Annotated in this window: 14 protein-coding genes; 9 read left to right on the top strand and 5 right to left on the bottom strand. The window is 69.0% G+C overall.

Annotated elements, in window-relative coordinates:
* Nucleotides 1–36 precede the first annotated feature (36 nt).
* Nucleotides 37–600 carry a carboxymuconolactone decarboxylase family protein gene (locus ACIRG6_RS25965; protein ID WP_403324861.1) on the bottom strand — a complete coding sequence of 188 codons (564 nt, stop codon included), beginning with the start codon at nucleotides 598–600 and terminating at the stop codon, nucleotides 37–39.
* A 233-nt stretch (nucleotides 601–833) separates the two neighbouring features.
* On the opposite strand from ACIRG6_RS25965, the gene ACIRG6_RS25970 reads away from it, so the two are divergent.
* Both ACIRG6_RS25970 and ACIRG6_RS25975 read left to right on the top strand, forming a co-directional pair.
* The gene (locus ACIRG6_RS25970) at nucleotides 834–1244 is read left to right on the top strand and encodes a cupin domain-containing protein (RefSeq protein WP_364683115.1); all 411 of its coding nucleotides are present in this window, start codon (nucleotides 834–836) and stop codon (nucleotides 1242–1244) included.
* A gap of 371 nt (nucleotides 1245–1615) precedes the next feature.
* The gene (locus tag ACIRG6_RS25975; protein ID WP_403324713.1) at nucleotides 1616–2578 is read left to right on the top strand and encodes a sugar ABC transporter substrate-binding protein; all 963 of its coding nucleotides are present in this window, start codon (nucleotides 1616–1618) and stop codon (nucleotides 2576–2578) included.
* A 127-nt stretch (nucleotides 2579–2705) separates the two neighbouring features.
* Here the strand turns inward: ACIRG6_RS25975 and ACIRG6_RS25980 are convergent, their stop codons facing one another.
* Both ACIRG6_RS25980 and ACIRG6_RS25985 read right to left on the bottom strand, forming a co-directional pair.
* The gene (locus ACIRG6_RS25980; RefSeq protein WP_364683111.1) at nucleotides 2706–3125 is read right to left on the bottom strand and encodes a hypothetical protein; all 420 of its coding nucleotides are present in this window, start codon (nucleotides 3123–3125) and stop codon (nucleotides 2706–2708) included.
* Between the two features lie 245 nt (nucleotides 3126–3370).
* Entirely contained in the window at nucleotides 3371–5002 is a 1632-nt protein-coding gene (locus ACIRG6_RS25985; protein ID WP_403324714.1) for a subtype B tannase, read from the bottom strand.
* Between the two features lie 533 nt (nucleotides 5003–5535).
* Here ACIRG6_RS25985 and ACIRG6_RS25990 point away from each other — a divergent pair.
* The 7 genes from ACIRG6_RS25990 (at nucleotide 5536) to ACIRG6_RS26020 (ending at nucleotide 12087) form a co-directional block, all read left to right on the top strand.
* On the top strand, nucleotides 5536–6189 hold the full coding sequence (locus tag ACIRG6_RS25990) for a GntR family transcriptional regulator (RefSeq protein ID WP_364683107.1): 654 nt from the start codon (nucleotides 5536–5538) through the stop codon (nucleotides 6187–6189).
* A gap of 47 nt (nucleotides 6190–6236) precedes the next feature.
* The gene (locus ACIRG6_RS25995; protein WP_364683105.1) at nucleotides 6237–6995 is read left to right on the top strand and encodes a PIG-L deacetylase family protein; all 759 of its coding nucleotides are present in this window, start codon (nucleotides 6237–6239) and stop codon (nucleotides 6993–6995) included.
* On the top strand, nucleotides 6995–7690 hold the full coding sequence (locus ACIRG6_RS26000; RefSeq protein ID WP_364683103.1) for a 4-carboxy-4-hydroxy-2-oxoadipate aldolase/oxaloacetate decarboxylase: 696 nt from the start codon (nucleotides 6995–6997) through the stop codon (nucleotides 7688–7690). The genes ACIRG6_RS25995 and ACIRG6_RS26000 overlap by 1 nt, the downstream gene beginning before the upstream one ends.
* Nucleotides 7687–8769, top strand: a complete 1083-nt coding sequence (locus tag ACIRG6_RS26005; RefSeq protein WP_403324715.1) for a 4-oxalomesaconate tautomerase — start codon at nucleotides 7687–7689, stop codon at nucleotides 8767–8769. Before ACIRG6_RS26000 ends, ACIRG6_RS26005 begins: the two co-directional genes overlap by 4 nt.
* Nucleotides 8766–9719, top strand: coding sequence for a catechol 2,3-dioxygenase (locus ACIRG6_RS26010; RefSeq protein ID WP_364683099.1), 954 nt, complete (start codon nucleotides 8766–8768; stop codon nucleotides 9717–9719). Before ACIRG6_RS26005 ends, ACIRG6_RS26010 begins: the two co-directional genes overlap by 4 nt.
* 272 nt (nucleotides 9720–9991) lie before the next feature.
* Nucleotides 9992–11305, top strand: coding sequence for an MFS transporter (locus tag ACIRG6_RS26015; protein ID WP_364683097.1), 1314 nt, complete (start codon nucleotides 9992–9994; stop codon nucleotides 11303–11305).
* A gap of 302 nt (nucleotides 11306–11607) precedes the next feature.
* Complete coding sequence (locus ACIRG6_RS26020; RefSeq protein ID WP_403324716.1) at nucleotides 11608–12087, top strand: lamin tail domain-containing protein; 480 nt, start codon at nucleotides 11608–11610, stop codon at nucleotides 12085–12087.
* Between the two features lie 333 nt (nucleotides 12088–12420).
* Here ACIRG6_RS26020 and ACIRG6_RS26025 read toward each other — a convergent pair whose 3' ends face one another.
* Together ACIRG6_RS26025 and ACIRG6_RS26030 are read right to left on the bottom strand one after the other, a co-directional pair.
* Entirely contained in the window at nucleotides 12421–13671 is a 1251-nt protein-coding gene (locus ACIRG6_RS26025; RefSeq protein ID WP_403324717.1) for an MFS transporter, read from the bottom strand.
* Between the two features lie 68 nt (nucleotides 13672–13739).
* A complete protein-coding gene (locus ACIRG6_RS26030; protein WP_365021041.1) occupies nucleotides 13740–14990 on the bottom strand; it encodes an MFS transporter in 1251 nt (416 codons plus the stop codon).
* Nucleotides 14991–15022: the final 32 nt, after the last annotated feature.

A 15022-nucleotide genomic window follows, 5' to 3' on the forward strand; every position in this document is an offset into this window, starting at 1 on the left:
TCGTGCCTCCCTCGGCACCCGGGTCCGTCAGGCTGCTCACGGTCGTGCCCCGTCGGCGTCGGTGGCGACACGGCCGTAGCCGCGGACGTCCGGAAACGGGGGCTTCTTGTCGGCCTGGAGGTCCACCTGGAAGGTGTTCAGACACATGCCGAGCATGGTGAAGTTGCCGAGCGCGCCGATAGCGTCCACCAGCCCCTTGGGCCCGAAGTGCTCCAGCGCGGCGGCGAAGGTCTCGTCCGAGACGAAGTGCTCCTCCAAGATCTCCCGGCAGAACCGGTAGAACGCCTGGTCGGCCTCGTTGTCGAAGACCGCCTCGCGCTTCTCCGCTATGGCCTTGACGGCGGCCTCCGGGATCCCGGCCTCGATCGCCTGGTGCACGTGCGCGTTCCACGAGTACTGGGCGTCCCAGTTGCGGGCCGCTATCAGGAGCGTCAGCTCTCGCAGGTGCTTCGGCAGGCTGCAGTCGAAGCGGGCGAAGGCGCCGAGGGACTCGGCCCGCTCGCACATCTCCGCGCTGTGCAGCCACACCCGGAAGGGGCCGCGGACCGCGCCACGGCGGCCGGCGATACGGGCGGCCAGCTCCTGCTGCCGCTGGTCCATTTCCTCTTCGGTGAGAACGGGGAGCCTCATCTGGCCGATACCTGCCTTTTCTTTCCGGCGCGTTGCCGCAACGGGTCGAAAGCCGTGCGGTGACAGGTGACGGTACAGCCGGGCGGAAGATGCTCACCCCTCCCGGAGTGCAACGTAAACCTGCACGCCAGAGGGCACCGCTTCACGACGGCGAGACCTAACGTCGCTCGACGCAACACGTCGCAACGGAGAGGAAACCCCGGATGACCACCATCATCAAGGCCGCGTCCGTGCCCCTGCTCGACCGGGGCGGCTCGGTCGTGACGACGCCGTTGATCACCACGCCGTCCGCGGGCGGGGAGAACCGCATCACCAGCGGCATGAGCGTGTATCCGGTGGGCTCCGGGGCGCCGATGCACTCGCACAACTGCGACGAGCACGTGACGGTCCTCGACGGCGAGGCGGAGGTGTGGGTCGATGGCGAGGTGACGCGGCTGGAGCGGTTCGACACGACGTACATCCCCGCCCCGATCCCCCACCTGTTCCGCAACGTCGGCGAGACGCCCCTGCGCATCCTGTGGGTGTACTCCTCGGGCCACGTGACCCGGACGTTCACCGAGACCGGCAGAACGGTGGAGCATCTGTCGGACGAGGACCAGATGGGCCGAGACTGAGCCCGGACCGCGACCGAGCGTGATCTCCCATCGGCTGACGTCTCCGTTCGCCGGCGGCAGCCGCATCCCGCCACCTCTCAATGGCGGGAGGTGACGAGCGCCGTTCACATGCCGGCAATCCCGTCGACTCGGCCGTCGGCGACTCCTGGACTGCCCGTGAACGTCTGGGAGCTGTCACGCGCCAGGTGGAACCGTGCACGATTACCTTGCGTTTTCGGGAGGGTGCATACCCTTCATACGGCTATACCGTCTGCGCCGTCGCGTTGCTGCAGCAGCCGCGGCCACCGCGCGCGTACACCGCTTCCGGAACGCGGGCGTGAACGGACCCACATGGACGCTCCTCCATATCGCCCAGGAAAGGCGGCCCAGCCATGCCTACGCCCTCGCGCCGCCGAAGAGCCACGCGAGTTCTGCTCCTCGGCATCGGCCTGCTGCTCAGCGGTTGCGGCCTGTACCCGGACGACTCCGATTCCGCGGACGACGGCCCGCTCACCCTCGGATTCGTTAATGGCGGCGACAGCCAGTTCCACACCTGCCTCCAGCGGTCCGTGGAGGTCACCGCCAAGAACAACTTCGCGAGGCTGGTCACCGCCAACTCCAATCAGGACGCCGCCACCGAGCTGGCCAACATCGAGGAGATGATCAAGCGAGAGGTCGACGCGATCATCCTGCAGACCGTGGACACGGATGCACTGAAGCACGACATCGAGAAAGCCAGGAGCGCGGACATCCCCGTCTTCCTGACCTCCGTGAGTACGAACCCGGATGACATCCTGGGCGCGGTCATCGTCGATCTGGAGGCCGTCGGGCAGCTGGACGCCCAGTGGGTCGCCGACGACGCGGCGGGCCGGGACGTGCAAGTCGGTGTCATCTCGGGAGCGCCCGGCGCCGCCTCAGACCTGCTCGTCGGCGGCTTCACCGAAGCCCTGCCCGCAAACGCCGAGGTAGTCGCCGACCAGCCCGGCATGTTCGACGCCGACAACGCCGGAAAGGTCGCCGCCATCATGGTCCGGGCCCACCCCGACCTGGACTACGCCTTCGTCGCCAATGAGCAGATGGCCTTCGCAGCCCGCAAGGCCTTCGACACGGCCGGAGCCGACAAGGTCAGGATAGTGACGGTCAATGGCACGGACGAAGCCCTCGCCGCGCTGAAGGACGGACGCTTCTCCGCGACGGTGTCCAACTCGGCCGGGAACACCGGTGAATTGGCCGTCCGCAACACCATCGCCCTGCTGCGCGACAGGACAGCGGAGAAGATCGACCACACACCCATCCGCCTGGTCACGAAGGCCGACGCGGACACGGCGCCGCTGTACTGCCCCGCCGACTACTGATCCGGTGCGGCCGCCTGCAGACCCACTGCACGCCAGGTGCGAAAGCCAGCGATCAGATGGCGGCCTGGTGCAGACCCAGTCGGGGTGCGGCTTTCAGTAGTCTGCCGCCGTTACGGCTTCCTGCGATTCACCGCCCGGTGACACGTGACGACCCGGCTGATTCCGTAGAGGTACTCGCACAGGTCCGCAGACCCGCATCCGCTGGGCCTGCCGCCCCTCGGCCCCCTGACGAGTGGGCGGGCCAAACAGTCCTCTTGGCCGGCGCCGTCTTCGCGACCTGCTTGGTCGGCATCTCGTGCACGTCTGCGTGCCTGCCGGCGCTGTGTGCCTCCTTGGCCTTGGCCACGGACTCGTTCAGCGCGGCCATCAGGTCGACCAGCTGGCCCGTGTCGCGGTACTCGGCGCTGTCGAGGTCGTCGCGAGTCATGGTGTCCATCAGCGCAAGAGCCCGGTCGGTCTCCTCGTCGGACCCATCGACCGACGGCGGGATCAGCGACGACGGGTCGCGAATCTCGTCGGGCCAGCGCATCGCGTGCAGGACGATCACGTCGTCCCTCACCCTTCACGAGCCCCGTGCCCGCTCAACCTGATCCAGCTCTGGGCAGGCGGAGCGTTTCGTGGTGGGGTACTTCTTCTCCGGCTCTTTCCCCTCCGCACGGTTCCACCTCGGGCTGTTCGACCCCAGCGCCGGCGACCCCAGCCCGTGCGGTGTCGCCGTCTTCGGCGTGCCGGTCAGGGCGGCCGTGTTGTCCCGGCAAATCGGCGTGCTCGACACCCCGGCTGTCCTGTCCCTTATGCGAGCGGGTCACCGGCCTTTTGGACGACCCTGGCGATCCAGGTCATGGCCTCGGGAACGTCGTAGTTTCCGGCATGCGGCTGGTTCCAGGCGAGCCGGTAGTCCAGGTCCTCGACCTCCTGGTCCGAGGCGAGTGCGCGGTCGAGGTTGACCGCGACGGTGAAGGCGGTGTCCCGGTCGCGGGTGCCGTGGCGGACGTACCAGTGCGGCGCCGTGGCGGCATCGGTGCCGATGAAGTCCATCGGGTTGATGAGGTGGACCTGGTCGTCAACGGTAGTGCCCTTCCGCGCGGTGTACTGCTTCCAGGTCAACCCGGTGTCATCCAGACCGCTGCCGTCGCCGGGCACGTTGTTGTGGTCCCAGCTGAACTCGGTGTAGTTCATGTACGTTCCGGTCGGCGGGCCGAAGAGGTTGGTCTCGGTGCGGCTGGTGGTGTTCCCGTCGACGCCCACGGCGTCGAAGGCAGGGGTCGTCTTGAGTGCGGCTTGGGTGGCGACGAAGGCGAGATACTTCGCCATGTCGACGGAGCGCACCGTGCGGGTGGCGGTGTCAACGTCGATCCAGTCATTGACGTATGACTTGGTGGTGCCCCCTGCGGTGATCTGGAAGATGCCGCCCAGAGGCGGGATGGTGTGGGCGGGGTCCGCCTTCAGGTAGGTCTCGGCGGAGCGGATGACCTCCTTCCTGATGGTGTCGAGCATGGTTGCTGCGGTGAGGCGGGAGCCGTCGGGGTTGCGCAGCCCGAGGTTCTTCTCGTAGGCCGCGAACCGGGCCGCTATCTCTGCGGCTTCCTCGGGCGAGGGGTTCTGTCCGGTGGTGTCGCGGGTGTCAAGGACGTTGTAGAGCCACTCGTATGCCGTGTCGGCGTTGCCGAGGTCGGTGATGGGGCAGTATGCGTTGACGGCGAAGACGTCGTCGTGCAGGGTGCTGCGCCCCTTGGCGTCGATGCCGGCGGCGCCGATCGCGGCGAGGTATGGGGTGTACTCCCCGCTGTTGCCGGAAGCGCCCAGGATCGACGCCAGCGCGCCGCCGCCACTGGTGCCGTTGACGACGATCCGCTCCGCGCTGCCGGGCATCGCGGTGTCGTTGAGACGTAGGTAGCGCACGGCGGCCTTGGCGTCGACGACGGCGGCGGGTGCCTTGCCGGGGAACGAGCCGTCGGCACCGACCAGTCCGCGGCTGCGGTTGGCGATGTCGACGAAGACGTAACCCGCCTTCAGGGCGGCGCCGACGTTGCTCGCCTCACTGTTGTAGGAGGCGCCGGCGGTCACGCTCGCCCGTATGTAACTGGCCATCCAGCCGCTATTGTTCACTGCGAAGTAGATCGGTGCCCGCTGGTCGCCGAAGGCGCTCTCGGGGACGAACACGTTCATGCTCTGGTAGCCGCAGGCGGTGTTGGGGATGGTGGTGCTGCCCCCGCCCGGACCACTGGGCTGCTGCGCCGCTGCGGCGACCGGGTTCGCGACGTAACAGATCTCCTTGTACCAGCGCACGTCCATCGGACGGCCGTCGACGGTTACGGTGATCGTCGTGTAGGCGGAGGAGTCGAAAGCGAGCGCCGCGTCCTGGGGGTCTGCGGCATGGCCACGGCTTTGTGCAGGGGCGGCCGCCGCGACAGAGGCCGGCACTGCGACGAACGTGAGGAGGAGGGAACCCGCGAGCGCCATACCTCTGCGGAGGCGTTTGCGGGTCACGGGGCGTTCCGCCCGCACGCTCGGCCGGTGGGTGAGTGCGTCTCGTCGGTGGAGCGCGGTCAACCTCTGCATGGGTCCCCCTCATCGAGCACCAGATGCTTCGCGGATGCCTCGGTATTAAGGCGTGATGCACGCTACAAGACTGTTAACAATATGCCTAGCATTATCGCAAACAACTTGTTCGGACGCGGACGAGCCAGGAACCGGCCACCGCAGGCACCGACACGACACCGACACGACACCGACACGACGGTGGACATCCGCAACACACGTATTGCTCGCCGACGTCGGCGGTCCACCGAGCGTGGCGGCGGCGCCAAGGGCACCGGCTCCCTTTTCCTGCACCGCAAGACGACACGGTCGGCCACCAACCGTGACCCACCCCGCCCTCCGGAGTGAGAACAGAATCGTTGACAATTCTGTTCGCCTAGATTTAGCGTCGACAGGCACTCACTCAGGGAGGGCAGATGCCGAAGGAAGCCCGTCCAGGCTCCGGAGAGCAGGCCAAGCAGTACGCGCTCGAGCGGCTCAGGAAGGCGATCCTGCAGGGCGAGATGGCGCCGGCCCAACGGCTGGTGGAGAACGAGCTTGCCGAGAGCTACGGCGTCACGCGTGCCAGCATGCGTGCCGCTCTGCTGGATCTGACGTCCGAGGGGCTGGTCGAGCGGATCCGCAACCGCGGTTCGCGGGTGCGGGTGGTGACGGTCGAGGAAGCCGTGGAGATCACGGAGTGCCGGATGGCGCTCGAAGGGCTGTGCGCGGCCAAGGCGGCAACCGAGGCCACCGACGCGCAGCTCGACGAGCTGACCGACCTGGGCAAAGCCATGTCCAAGGCGGTCACCGACGGCGATCCGGTCACCTACTCCGAACTCAACCATGACCTCCATGCCCTGATCCGGGACATGTCCGGCCAGCACACGGCCGTCGGTCTCCTGGAGCGGCTCAACGCCCAGCTGGTGCGCCACCGTTTCCAGCTGGCGCTGCGGCCGGGCCGTCCGCAGCAGTCCCTGAGTGAGCACCTGGCCCTGATCAAAGCGATCAGGGCCAGGGATCCGCAAGCGGCCGAGACGGCCGTTCGCGCCCACCTCAGCAGCGTGATCGACGCCCTGCGCGCCGACTGAGACACGCTCCTGGGGCGGGCGCGGCACTGTCACCAAGGAGAATCAGCATGACCCACGGCAACGGCGCACCCGCCGACACTCCGCCCCGATCGACTCTCGTCGTCACCGCGCACGCCGGGGACTTCGTGTGGCGGGCGGGTGGCGCCATCGCCCTGGCCGCCTCGCGGGGCGAGAAAGTCACCATTGCGTGCCTGACCTTCGGCGAGCGCGGCGAGTCGGCGAAGGCGTGGCGGGAGGGGAAGAAGCTCGAAGAGATCAAAGCGATCCGCCGCGAGGAGGCCGAGCGCGCTGCCGCGACGCTCGGCGCCGAGGTCCGCTTCTTCGACGCCGGAGACTATCCGCTCGTCGCCACGGCCGGGCTGACCGACCAACTCGTTGCCGTCTACCGGGAGACGCAGCCCGACGTCGTGCTCACCCACCCGGTCGAGGACCCGTACAACGGCGACCACCCGGCCGCCAACCGCATGGCCCTGGAGGCCCGCGTCCTCGCCCAGGCCATCGGCTATCCGGGCGAGGGCCAGATCATCGGAGCCCCGCCCGTCTTCTACTTCGAGCCGCACCAGCCCGAGATGAGCGGCTTCAGGCCCGAGGTCCTCCTCGACATCACCGAGGTGTGGGAGACCAAGCGCAAGGCCATGGAGTGCCTCGGCGCCCAGCAGCACCTGTGGGACTACTACACCGATCTGGCCGTCCGCCGCGGTGTCCAGCTCAAGCGCAACGCCGGCCCCAACCTGGGGCTGGCGCACCGGACCATGGCCGAGGCGTACATGCGGCCCTACCCGCAGATCGCGAAGGAGCTCGCCTGATGCCCGGCGTGATCGTCACCAACCCGCCCAAGGCCGAGACGAAGGAGGTCGAGTTGCTCGCCGGCTATGGAACGGCCACCGTCGGCGAGGCCATGGGCCGCACCGGTTTCCTCGGCACGCATCTGCGGCCGATTCAGCAAGGTGTGCGTGTCGCGGGCACCGCTGTCACGGTGCTGTGCTGGCCCGGCGACAACCTCATGATCCACGCGGCGGTCGAGCAGTGCGGTGAGGGCGACATCCTCGTCGTCACCACCACCTCGCCGTGCGCGGACGGCCTGTTCGGCGAGTTGTTCGCCACGGCCCTCGCCCGTCGTGGGGTGCGTGGCGTCGTCCTGAACACTGGTATCCGCGACACGGCCGAACTGCGCGCGATGGGCTTCCCCGCATGGTCCGCCGCCGTCAGTCCGCAGGGCACGGTCAAGGCGACCGGCGGCAGCGTGAACGTACCGATCGTGATCGGTGGCCAGGTGATCCGCCCCGGTGACGTAATCGTCGCCGACGACGACGGCGTGGTGGTCGTCCCGCGCGAGCGCGCCCGCGACACCGCCGAGGCGTCCGAGGCCCGCGAGCGGAAGGAGTCCGCGGCCCGCGCCGCCTTTCAGGAGGGGCAGCTGGGCCTGGACCGCTACGGGCTGCGGGAGACGCTCACGAGGCTCGGGGTGACCTACCGCTCGCATGAGGAGGCCGAGTCGTGACCGGCCCCGCGGAGGTCCGCTGCATGCTGATGCGCGGCGGCACCTCCAAGGGCGCCTACTTCCTGGCCGACGACCTGCCCACTGAACACAGAGTCCGCGACGAGCTGTTGTTGCGGGTCATGGGCAGCCCGGACCCGCGCCAGATCGACGGCCTCGGCGGCGCCCACCCGCTCACGAGCAAGGTCGCCGTGGTGTCCCCGTCGGCCGACCCTAAGGCCGATGTCGACTACCTCTTCCTCCAAGTCGCCGTTGACGAAGCAGAGGTCTCGGAGCGCCAGAACTGCGGCAACCTGCTCGCAGGGGTCGGACCGTTCGCCGTCGAGCGCGGACTCGTACGAGCAGGCAGCAGCGAGACGTCCGTGCGCATCCGCATGGTGAACTCCGATGACTTCGCCACGGCGACGTTCCCGACCCCTGACGGCCGCGTCGACTACAGCGGCGACACGCAGATCTCCGGAGTTCCCGGGAGCGCCGCTGCCGTCGTCATCGAGTTCCCACCGGGCAAGGCAGAGCTGCTGCCCACGGGGAAAGCGCGCGACACGGTCGCCGGCATCGAGGTCACGTGCGTCGACAACGGGATGCCGACCGTCCTGATCCCGGCTGAGGCCCTCGAGGTCACCGGTCAGGAGGACCCGAAGGACCTGGAGAGCAACCGGGAACTGACCGCCCGACTCCAGGAGATCCGGCTGGCAGCCGGGCATCTGATGGGACTCGGCGACGTCACCGGAGCCACCGTCCCCAAGCTCACCCTGCTCCTTGCGCCCCGCCACGGCGGCGCCGTCAGCACCCGCACCTTCATCCCCGCCCGCGTCCACACCTCCATCGGCGTCCTGGGCGCCGCGAGCGTGGCGGCCGGGCTGCGGATCCATGGAAGTGTCGCGCACGGTATAGCCGTCCTCCCTGATGAGGGCGATCGGCTGCGCATCGAGCATCCCAGCGGATTCACGGACATCGAGAGCAGCATCGATTGCGTCCCCGAGGGCGGCCTGAGGGCACGTCGCACCGCCGTCGTTCGCACTGCTCGCAAGATCTTCGATGGCTCCGTCTTCCCCGTACCACCCACAGGAGGTCGCTCATGACCCCGCCTCTCGGCGACATCGCCCACATCGGCCACGCCCAGCTGTTCACCCCGGACCTGGACGCCTCCGTCGGCTTCTTCACCGACTACCTGGGCCTGACCGTCAACGGACAGGACGGCGACACTGTCTACCTGCGGACCTTCGACGACTACGAGCAGTACAGCCTCGTCCTCACCGCCCGCGACCAGCCCGGCCTCGGCCGTCTCGCTCTGCGGACCTCCAGCGAGGAGGCGCTCCAGCGCCGGGTGCGGGCCATCGAGGCGGCGGGCGGCACGGGAAAGTGGGCCGAGGACGAGCCCGGTCTCGGCCGGCTCTACGTCACCACCGACCCGGACGGCCACGAACACGCCCTGTACTGGGAGAGTGAGCACTACCAAGCCCCGGAGGAGCTGCAGCCGGCGCTGAAGAACCAGCCGCAGGCCAAGCCCAACAGGGGCGTGGGAGTGCGCCGCCTGGACCACATCAACTTCCTCGCCGCCGACGTCCTCGCCAACGCCGAGTGGCAGGGACAACTCCTCGGCGCCCGCCCCACCGAGCAGATCCGGCTCGACTCCGGCAAGATCGCGGCACGCTGGCTGACCTTTACGAACAAGTCGTACGACGTCGTCTACACGGAGGACTGGACCGGCAGTGAGGGCCGGCTGCACCACATCGCCTTCGCGACCGACACCCGCGAGGACATCTTGCGCGCCGCCGACCTCGCCATCGACACCGGTGTCTTCATCGAGACGGGACCGCACAAGCACGCCATCCAGCAGACGTTCTTCCTCTACGTCTACGAGCCCGGCGGCAACCGCATCGAACTCTGCAACCCGCTCACCCGCCTCGTCCTCGCCCCCGACTGGCCGCTGATCACCTGGACCGAGAAGGAGCGCAGGAAGGGTCAGGCATGGGGCCTGCAGACCATCGAATCCTTCCACACGCACGGCACGCCGCCCGTGCGGCCCTGATCTGATCTGTCTCTTACGGTCCCGGGGGACGGCCCGCCTGACCCCGGGGCCGAATTGTTGCTTAGATTGTTAACAAAAGTGTTGACGTAGCGGGAATGGCTTCTTAACGTCTACGCCACAGCGAGCTCGAGGCTCCCCCCGCGCGGAGTCCGCAGCTCAGGGGCATGCTCCGTCCGTCCTCCCCACCGGCCGCGCGAGCCGCACCGGCCCCACCGCCCTTGCAGCCAGGGACCAGGGCCCTGTCCTGACGTCCCGCACGAGAGGAAACAACGATGTCCTCCTCCGCCACCTCCCCGCTCGCCCAGGCGACCGGGACAGCGGCCCGCCGCAGCCGCACCGCCGTCATCGCCCTGTGCTGGGGACTCGTCCTCCTCGACGGCATCGACACGTTCATCTACGGCTCCGTGCTCCCGAAGATGCTCGGCGGCCACAGCCTCGACCTCACCCCGGACACCGCGGGCACGATCGGCAGTTACGCCAACTTCGGCATGCTGCTCGGCACGATCCTGGCCGGCATGGCCTCGAACTGGATCGGCCGCCGCGTCACCGTCTTCGTCAGCGTCGTGATCTTCACCCTTGCGACGCTGGGCACCGGATGGTCGCAGTCCTCGGGCCAGTTCGGCTTCTTCCGGTTCGTGTGCGGCTTCGGCCTCGGCGCACTGCTGCCGATCGCGATCTCGTACGGCATGGAGTTCACCAGCCGCGGCCGTCGCGCCCTCGCCACCGGCGTCATCATGACCGCTCACCAGACCGGTGGCGCCCTGGCCCCGCTGATCGCGCTCTGGCTGGTCGACGACCACGGCTGGCGCTGGGCCTTCCTGGCCTCCGCGATACCCGCCCTGATCCTGCTCCCGGTCGCCTTCAAGCTGCTGCCCGAGTCGCCCACCAACCTGCTCACCCGCGGCCGGCGTGCCGACGCCGAGCTGCTCGCCGCCGACTACGGCACCGAACTGGCCGAGCCCAAGGCGAACCACGGCGACAAGCTGGACGCTCTGAAGAACCTGTTCCGGCACGGCCAGTGGTCCACCACCCTGTGCTTCTGGCTGACCTCCTTCGCGGGTCTGCTCCTGGTCTACGGAGTCGGCCAGTGGCTGCCCAAGATCATGGTCGACCTCGGTTACGACACCGGCGACTCACTGCTCTTCTCGACGTTCCTGAACGTCGGCGGCATCTGCGGCATGCTGATCGCCGGCCGCACCGCCGACCGCATCGGCCCACGCAAGGTCGTCATCGCCTGGTTCGTCCTGACCGCCGTCTTCGTCTACCTCATGGGCGTCAAGATGTCGGTCGGCGTCCTGTACGCGGTGGTCTTCTTCGCCGGACTGCTGCTCTTCTCCGGCCAGACCATGGTCTACGCAACGGTCGGCACCCACCACAACGACGAGGACCGCCCCACCGCCCTCGGCTGGGTCTCCGGCATGGGCCGCTTCGGCGCCATCTTCGGCCCCTGGATCGGCGGCGCCCTCATCGAGGCAGGCAACGCCGACATCGGCTTCACCATGTACGCCTGCGCCGCACTCTTCGGCGCGCTCATGATGACCGCGGCCGCCCTCACCATCAAGACACGCACGGCCGCCAAGGTCTGACCGCAGACAGACGGAAAAGACCCTCCAGCGCCGGCGGGCTGATGAGGCGTCGCGCACCGTGTGGCCATGTTGATCGGGCCGCGAGCAGTCTACGCAAGACGCTCGGCTGAGAAATCCCAGCCGAGCGTCTTGCGTAGGCGACCAATGAGTCCGATGTGAACGGCGTCGAGGCTCTCCCGCTGTGGAGGGGCAAGCCGGTGTCTTTGCCGGAGGCACTACCGCAACAGGCTGTTGGTGTTCTCGTTCGAGCCACGCTGCCCGGGTCATCCAACAAGTGGTGCCCGCACCAGCAGGGGGAACCTGTGTCGAAGTCCCTCACCGCCCGCCGCCTGACCGCCGCCGCCCTCACGGTCGGCGCGCTGACCGCGGCCCTCGCGGTGCCGGCCACCGCCGCCGACCACGACCACCGGGCGCAGCGTCCGAACGTGGAGATCAGCGACGTCCAGTACAACCCCCCGGGCCGGGACGACCGCTCCAACCGCTCCCTGAACAAGGAATGGGTGGAGATCACGAACAACAGCCGCCGCTCCGTCAACCTCGACGGCTGGACCCTGCGCGACGAGGACGGCCACCGCTACACCTTCGACCACTACCGCCTGGACGGCCGCTCCACCGTCCGCGTCCACGCCGGCCGAGGCCGCGACACCGACACCGACCTCTACCAGGACCGCCGCAACTACGTCTGGGACAACCACTCCGACACCGCCACCCTCCGCAACGACCACGGCCGCTTCATCGACGAGACGTCCTGGGGCGGCAACCGCCACGACGGCCGCCACTGATAGCCCACCGGCGGTGCCGGTGAACCCCACCAGCACCGCCACCGCACCGTGCGGCACACCCTCCCCTACTGCAGGGACGGCGTGCCGCACGGCTGCGAAGCGGCATGACGCTGATGGCGACGATGACGCGGTCCAGGCGGTGCGTCTCAGCCGCGGTCAGCTTCGCCAGCTGGCTCAGTGCGGGCTCCACCAGGACGACCTGCCGGCGCGGTGCGTGCTCAGGCGACACGGGGCTGCTCGCCAGGCGGTCATGGGCGGGTAGTCCGATGCGGGCCAACCACGCCCGACAGCTGCGCCACGATGGCAGCTTCGGTCACGTGCCCAGTTTGGCTGTCACTGGTGCCTTGAGGGGGTGAGCTCCTCGGTCTGCTCGATGGTGGGGGTGTGCTGTGCGACGATGCGCGAGCTGCGCGGCCGGGTGTGCAGGGCGAGGGCGGTGAGGGGCAGCACGGTGCATGCCGCGATGACGGCGCCAACGACAAGGGGTCCGGTCGGTCCTGCGGAGTCGAGGGCCAGGCCGGCGACCGCCGAGCCGCCGGCGATGCCGACGTTGAACGCGGACGTGGTCAGGCCGGAGGTGAGGGTGGGGGCGTCACCGGCAAAGCGGACGGCGAGAGCGGTGACCACGGGGTTGACCGTGAAGCCAGTCCAGCCCATGAGCAGGACGAGCGCGGTGGCCGTGACCGCGTCGGTGGACAGCGGGATCAGCAGGAGCAGGACAAGCGCGGTGAGCGCGGCCGCGGTGAGGGTGATGGCCATCGGGCGGCGTTCGCCGAGGCGGCCGCCGGTGGTGGTGCCGGCCAGCGCGCCGACGCCGAAGGCGATGAGCACGAAGGGGACGGCGCCTTCCGGGATCCCGGCGCGCTCAGTGAGCAGCGGGGTGATGTAGGTGTACGTGGCCATGACCCCGCCCATGATCAGCATGGCGGAGCTCAGCGCGAGCCATAGGCGGCCCTGCCGCAGGGCTTTGAACTCGCCGCGCAGGGAGACGGTCGCACCGCGTTCCTGGGCGGGGATGAAGCGGCCGATGAAGGCCGCGGCGAGGGCGGACAGGATGGCCAGGGCCCAGATGGGGCCGCGCCAGCCGATGTACTGGCCGACGAAAGATCCGGCGGGGACGCCGATGACGTTGGCCAGGGTCAGTCCCCCGATCATGAGCCCGGTGGCGCGGGTCACCGCGGCAGGTCCGGCGGCGGCGTTGGCGATGACCATGCCGATGGCCCAGAAGGCGCCGGTGGCCAGCGCGGTGACGACGCGGGCGGCGAGGACGATGGTGAAGGAGCCGCTGAGGGCGGCGGCGACGTGACCGAGGCTGAACACGGCGAGCGCCAGGATCAGGGTCTGGCGCTGGGGCAGTCGGAGGGTGGCTATCGCCATCGTCGGGGAGCCGATGATCATGCCGAGGGCGAATGCGGTGATCAGGAGTCCGGCGTGGGAGACGCTGACGCCGAAGTCACCTGCGATCTCGGGCAGCAGCCCGGCGACGACGAACTCGGTCGTCCCCATGAGGAAGGTGCCGGCGGCGAGCACCCAGACGACGAACGGGAGCGTGCCGGTCCGCGAGGCGGACGGGGTGGAGGGCATGGGCGGGTTCTTTCCTTGCAGCAGGTGTGAGGCGGTGCGGCGCGTTGGCGCAGCCGGGTGGTTCAGAACTAGGCGGGGGCGTCCTGCGGGACGATCTCGTCCGCACGGTCCGTGGGGACTTGCTGGGCGACGACGCGTGCGTCGGTGCGGGTGCCGCGTAGGGCGAGCGCAATGAGGGGCAGCAGAGTGAGGGCGGCGAAGACGGCGCCGACCAGAGCAGGTCCGGTCAGGCCGAGGGAGGAGCCGAGGGCCACGCCGGCAATGGCCGAGCCGGCTGCGACGCCGGTCTCGTAGACGGAGGTGGTCAGCGCGGCAGTGAGGGTAGGGGCGTCGCCGGCGAAGCGGACGGCCAGGGAGGTGACGATGGGGTTCAGGGTGAAGCCGGTCATCGCCATGAGGGCCACCAGGACGATGGTGGGCGCCGCGCTGGTGGACAGCGGGATCAGCAGGGCGAGGGCCAGGGCGGTGGCTGCGGCGCCGGTGATCGTGGTGGTCATAGGGCGCCGGTCGCCCATGCGTCCGCCAATGGTGGTGCCGGCCACGGCGCCGACTCCGTATGCGACCAGGACCAGCGGGACCGCGTTCACCGGGATGCCGGCGCGGTCGGTCAGCAGCGGGGTGATGTAGGTGTAGGCGGCCAGGACACCGCCCATGATCATGACGGCTGCGATGAGCGCGAGCCACAACCGGGTGTTGCGCAGGGCGCTGATCTCGGCGCGCATCGACACCTGTGCGTTCTGTCCGGTGGCGGGCAGGAAGCGGCCGATGACCGCTGCGGCGAGAGCTGCCAGGACGGCGAGGGCCCAGAAGGGGCCGCGCCAGCCGATGAGCTGGCCCGCGAACGAGCCGAGGGGCACACCGATGACGTTGGACAGGGTCAACCCGCCCATGATCATCCCGACGGCTCGGGTCGACCGCTCGGGCCCTGCGGCGGCGGTCGCGAGGACGAAGCCGACCGCATAGAACGCGCCCGTGGCCAGTGCGGTCACGAAGCGGGCGGCGAGGATGACGGTGTAGGAGCTGCTGGCGGCTTCGACGACGTGCCCGGCGGCGAAGACCGCGAGGGACAGGATGACGGTCATGCGCTGCGGCACGCGCAGCGTGGCCAGCGCCATGGCGGGCCCGCCGATGATCATGCCGATCGCGAAGACGGTGATCATGAGGCCGGTGCGGGAGGTGCTGACGTCGAGGCCGGCGGCCATGTCCGGCAGCAGGCCGGCGATGACGAACTCGGTGGTTCCCATCAGGAACGCGGCGGCGGCGAGCACCCAGACGACGGCGGGCATTCTGCCGGGAGCGGTCGTGGAGGTGGAGGGCATGCGGGGAGATCTCTTTCGGACGAGACGCGCAG

Origin of the sequence: Streptomyces flaveolus, assembly GCF_044765825.1 — a bacterium.
GTDB lineage: Bacteria > Actinomycetota > Actinomycetes > Streptomycetales > Streptomycetaceae > Streptomyces > Streptomyces flaveolus.

Excerpts from the sequence above, each read along its gene's own strand:
- ACIRG6_RS25970 (WP_364683115.1), top strand. The coding sequence starts at position 834 with ATGACCACCATCATCAAGGCCGCGTCCGTGCCCCTGCTCGACCGGGGC.
- ACIRG6_RS26010 (WP_364683099.1), top strand. The coding sequence starts at position 8,766 with ATGACCCCGCCTCTCGGCGACATCGCCCACATCGGCCACGCCCAGCTG.
- ACIRG6_RS26030 (WP_365021041.1), bottom strand. The coding sequence starts at position 14,990 with ATGCCCTCCACCTCCACGACCGCTCCCGGCAGAATGCCCGCCGTCGTC.
- ACIRG6_RS26025 (WP_403324717.1), bottom strand. The coding sequence starts at position 13,671 with ATGCCCTCCACCCCGTCCGCCTCGCGGACCGGCACGCTCCCGTTCGTC.
- ACIRG6_RS25965 (WP_403324861.1), bottom strand. The coding sequence starts at position 600 with ATGGACCAGCGGCAGCAGGAGCTGGCCGCCCGTATCGCCGGCCGCCGT.
- ACIRG6_RS25995 (WP_364683105.1), top strand. The coding sequence starts at position 6,237 with ATGACCCACGGCAACGGCGCACCCGCCGACACTCCGCCCCGATCGACT.
- ACIRG6_RS25990 (WP_364683107.1), top strand. The coding sequence starts at position 5,536 with ATGCCGAAGGAAGCCCGTCCAGGCTCCGGAGAGCAGGCCAAGCAGTAC.
- ACIRG6_RS25975 (WP_403324713.1), top strand. The coding sequence starts at position 1,616 with ATGCCTACGCCCTCGCGCCGCCGAAGAGCCACGCGAGTTCTGCTCCTC.
- ACIRG6_RS26000 (WP_364683103.1), top strand. The coding sequence starts at position 6,995 with ATGCCCGGCGTGATCGTCACCAACCCGCCCAAGGCCGAGACGAAGGAG.
- ACIRG6_RS26015 (WP_364683097.1), top strand. The coding sequence starts at position 9,992 with ATGTCCTCCTCCGCCACCTCCCCGCTCGCCCAGGCGACCGGGACAGCG.